Here is a 2,992-nt window from a genome sequence, read left to right on the forward strand (position 1 = left end):
ATGGCGGGCCTGGCGATCGCCGCTCTGGCGCCGAGCACCGCCCCGCCGGGTGCCGTCGAGATCGGCGCGCGCATCGGCCTGCCCGAATTGCCGCTCACCTGGATCGTGCTGCGGTCCAGGCGGCTGACCGGGCGGCCTGCAGAGGCGCTTCGAACGCTGGCTGCGGCCTATCGCGGTCCCGGCAGCCATGGCCGCCGGGACGGTTCAGTGCCTTAGGAAGCGAGCGGGCCGCTGGCGCCCTGGGCTTCCATCGCCTTCTGGCGGTACAGCGCGACGAAATCGATCGGGTCGATATACAGGGGCGGGAAGCCACCGTTGCGCACAGCCTCGGCGACGATCTGACGGGCGAACGGGAACAGCAGGCGCGGGCACTCGATCATCACCGCGGGATGAAGCTGGTCGGCCGGGATGTTGACCATGCGGAATACGCCCGCGTACTTCACGTCGAAGGCAAACAGCACTTCGGCCTGAATCTTGGCGTCGCCCTCAAGCGTCAGCTCGACCTCGAAATCGGTATCGGAAAGCTGCTGCGCGCTGACATTCACCTGAATGTTGATCTGCGGGCCCTGGCCTTCCTTGGGCTGGAGCGAACGCGGCGCGTTCGGGTTCTCGAAGGACAGGTCCTTCGTGTACTGCGCCAGCGCATTGATGGTCGGCGCGTCGCCCTGCGGCATGCCGCCGCCGTTGCCGTTGGCTGCCGGAGAGTCGGCCATGCGGATCATCCTTCTCGAACGGCCGGCAGGGCCGGCCCGGGTTGTCGCGGCGCGAGCCGCTGAACGGCACCGCGAAGCGGCCCGGAAGGCAGCGCCGCTAACACGCGCGCCAGGGACGGACAAGCAGCAGGCTGGCGTAGCGCTGGCGGGCGCGGTGTCGGAGACCCATATCGGTTGACGCATGGGGATCGCGGCGTTCCGCACCGGTATAACCGGCTCGCTCCTTGCGCCTTGGTCAGTTATGAGTCGCCTAGACCCGCGAGCGCTTTGCCGGCGCCGCACCGCGCACGACCTCGGCACGGGGCACGAGGTCCCGCCGCGGCCACCATCGGATCGGTGATGCAGGACAGTTTCGACATTACGACGATCATCTTCCTCGCACTCGCAGTCTTCGTGATCTGGCGGCTGCGCTCGGTGCTCGGCCAGAAAACCGGTGCTGAGCGCTCGCCGTTCAAGCCGGTGGATCGAAGCCGTACCGAGCCGCAGGCCCGATCCGAGGGCGACAACGTCGTTCGGTTGCCCGGTGCCGACCGGGTGCAGGCTGCGCCGGCCGCAGCGTCTGCGGCGGTACGCGACTGGCGCGGCATCGCGGAGCCCGGCTCCGAGATCGCCCGCGGGCTCGAGGCGGCTGTCCAGGCAGAGCCGAGTTTCGACCCTCGCGCGTTCATCGAGGGGGCCAAGTCGGCCTACGAGACCATCATGATCGCTTTTGCGAAGGGCGACCGGAAAACCCTGCGCGGGCTGCTCTCCAAGGAGGTCGGCGAGGCTTTCGAGCGGGCCATCGCCGAGCGTGAGCGCAACCGGCAGACCCTGGAAACCACCTTCGTGTCGATCGACAAGGCCGAGATCGTCGCCATCGAGGTGCGTAACCGTGTCGCGCAGATCACCGTGCGCTTCCTGTCGAACCTGATCACCGCCACCCGCAACGCCGAGGGCAAGGTCGTCGACGGCAGCGCCGAGACCGTCGTCGAGGTGCCCGACGTCTGGACCTTCGCGCGCACCCTCGGCTCGCGGGACCCGAACTGGCAGCTTGTGGCCACCGAGGCCGGCGCCTGATTTCGTGACCCCGTTGCCGTGCCAAACCTGCGTGCCTGGTCCGGAGGTATCCCGACCGCCCTCATCCCCGCCCTCGTCGCGACGTTCCTAGCCGGCTCGGCCGCGGCTGCCCCCGCCGAGGTCGGCGGAGCGGTCCTGACTCCCGTGCCGTTCGCGGCTCTAGCGGGCTTTCCCGGGCCCAATCCGGCCGCTTCGCTCGACGCGTTCCGGCGGGTCTGCACCGCGTCCCCGCCATCCACGCCGCAGCCGGCGGGCATCGCAGGCGATCCGGCGGACCTGTCGGCGGCTTGCGCGGCTGCGGCGGAGGTCGCGCACGAGGCGGCGGCCACGTTCTTCCAGGATCGGTTCGAGGCCTACCGGGTGGTGCGTCCAGGGGCGGATCGCCCGGGCTTCCTGACGGGCTATTTCGAGCCGGAGCTGGAGGGCTCGCTCACGCAGGCACCGGACTTCCCGACGCCCGTGCTCGCCCGGCCGGACGACCTCGTCTCGCTGGCCCCCGGAGAGACCCGCCCCGGTCTCGACCCGGCCCTGCGCGCGGCCCGCGCCACCGCTTACGGGTTCGGACCCTATCCGGACCGGGCCGCGATCGAGGACGGAGCGCTGGGCGCCCGGGCGCGGCCGATCCTGTGGCTGCGCGACGGCGTCGATCTCCTGGTGCTGCAAGTCCAGGGCTCGGGGCGCGTCCGCCTGCCTGACGGCCCGTCCGTCCGGGTACTGTACGACGGCCGCAACGGCCAGCCCTACACCGCGGTCGCCAAGCTGATCGTGCAGGAGGGCCACCTGCCGCTGGAAGGCCTCACGCTGGCCCGCTGGACGACTTGGCTGCGCGCGCATCCCGAGACCGCGCGGCGGCTGATCCGCGCCAACGCCTCCTACATCTTCTTCCGCCTGGCCCCGGTGGAGGATCCGGCGCTCGGGCCGCCGGGGGCCGCCAACGCGCCGCTGACGCCCGGGCGGAGCCTCGCGGTGGATGGCGGGCTGTGGCGCTACGGCCTGCCGTTCTGGCTGGACGGGCCGTTGCCGGGCGGCGCACCGGGCGACACCGGACGCCTCGTCATCGCCGCCGACACGGGGTCGGCGATCGTCGGCCCGGCCCGGGGCGATCTGTTCGTCGGGACCGGGGCGCAGGCCGGGATCGCGGCCGGAAACCTGCGCGATTCCATAGGCTTCGTCGTGCTGCTGCCCAAGCCCGCCCGCGGGGTCGCGCCGTGAGGCCGCCACGC

3 protein-coding genes and 1 pseudogene are annotated in these 2,992 nt (G+C 71.3%); 3 read left to right on the top strand and 1 reads right to left on the bottom strand.

Going from position 1 to position 2,992, the window contains the following annotated elements; all coding sequences use genetic code 11:
* Positions 1-216, top strand: a pseudogene (locus FV228_RS25175) (hypothetical protein); the annotation flags it as partial.
* Here the strand turns inward: FV228_RS25175 and secB are convergent.
* The gene (gene secB / locus FV228_RS25180) at positions 213-713 is read right to left on the bottom strand and encodes a protein-export chaperone SecB (RefSeq protein WP_147857047.1); all 501 of its coding nucleotides are present in this window, start codon (positions 711-713) and stop codon (positions 213-215) included. The pseudogene FV228_RS25175 and the gene secB overlap by 4 nt on opposite strands.
* 339 nt (positions 714-1,052) lie before the next feature.
* Between secB and FV228_RS25185 the strand changes: the two genes are divergently transcribed.
* Both FV228_RS25185 and FV228_RS25190 read left to right on the top strand, forming a co-directional pair.
* Positions 1,053-1,769 carry a Tim44/TimA family putative adaptor protein gene (locus tag FV228_RS25185; RefSeq protein ID WP_147857048.1) on the top strand — a complete coding sequence of 239 codons (717 nt, stop codon included), beginning with the start codon at positions 1,053-1,055 and terminating at the stop codon, positions 1,767-1,769.
* Positions 1,770-1,787: 18 nt separating this feature from the next.
* Positions 1,788-2,981: an MltA domain-containing protein gene (locus FV228_RS25190; RefSeq protein WP_147857049.1), complete on the top strand. Its 1,194-nt coding sequence runs from the start codon at positions 1,788-1,790 to the stop codon at positions 2,979-2,981.
* Positions 2,982-2,992: the final 11 nt, after the last annotated feature.

The sequence above is a fragment of the Methylobacterium sp. WL18 genome, from assembly GCF_008040015.1.
Taxonomy (GTDB): domain Bacteria; phylum Pseudomonadota; class Alphaproteobacteria; order Rhizobiales; family Beijerinckiaceae; genus Methylobacterium; species Methylobacterium mesophilicum.

Excerpts from the sequence above, each read along its gene's own strand:
- FV228_RS25185 (WP_147857048.1), top strand. The coding sequence starts at position 1,053 with ATGCAGGACAGTTTCGACATTACGACGATCATCTTCCTCGCACTCGCA.
- secB (WP_147857047.1), bottom strand. The coding sequence starts at position 713 with ATGGCCGACTCTCCGGCAGCCAACGGCAACGGCGGCGGCATGCCGCAG.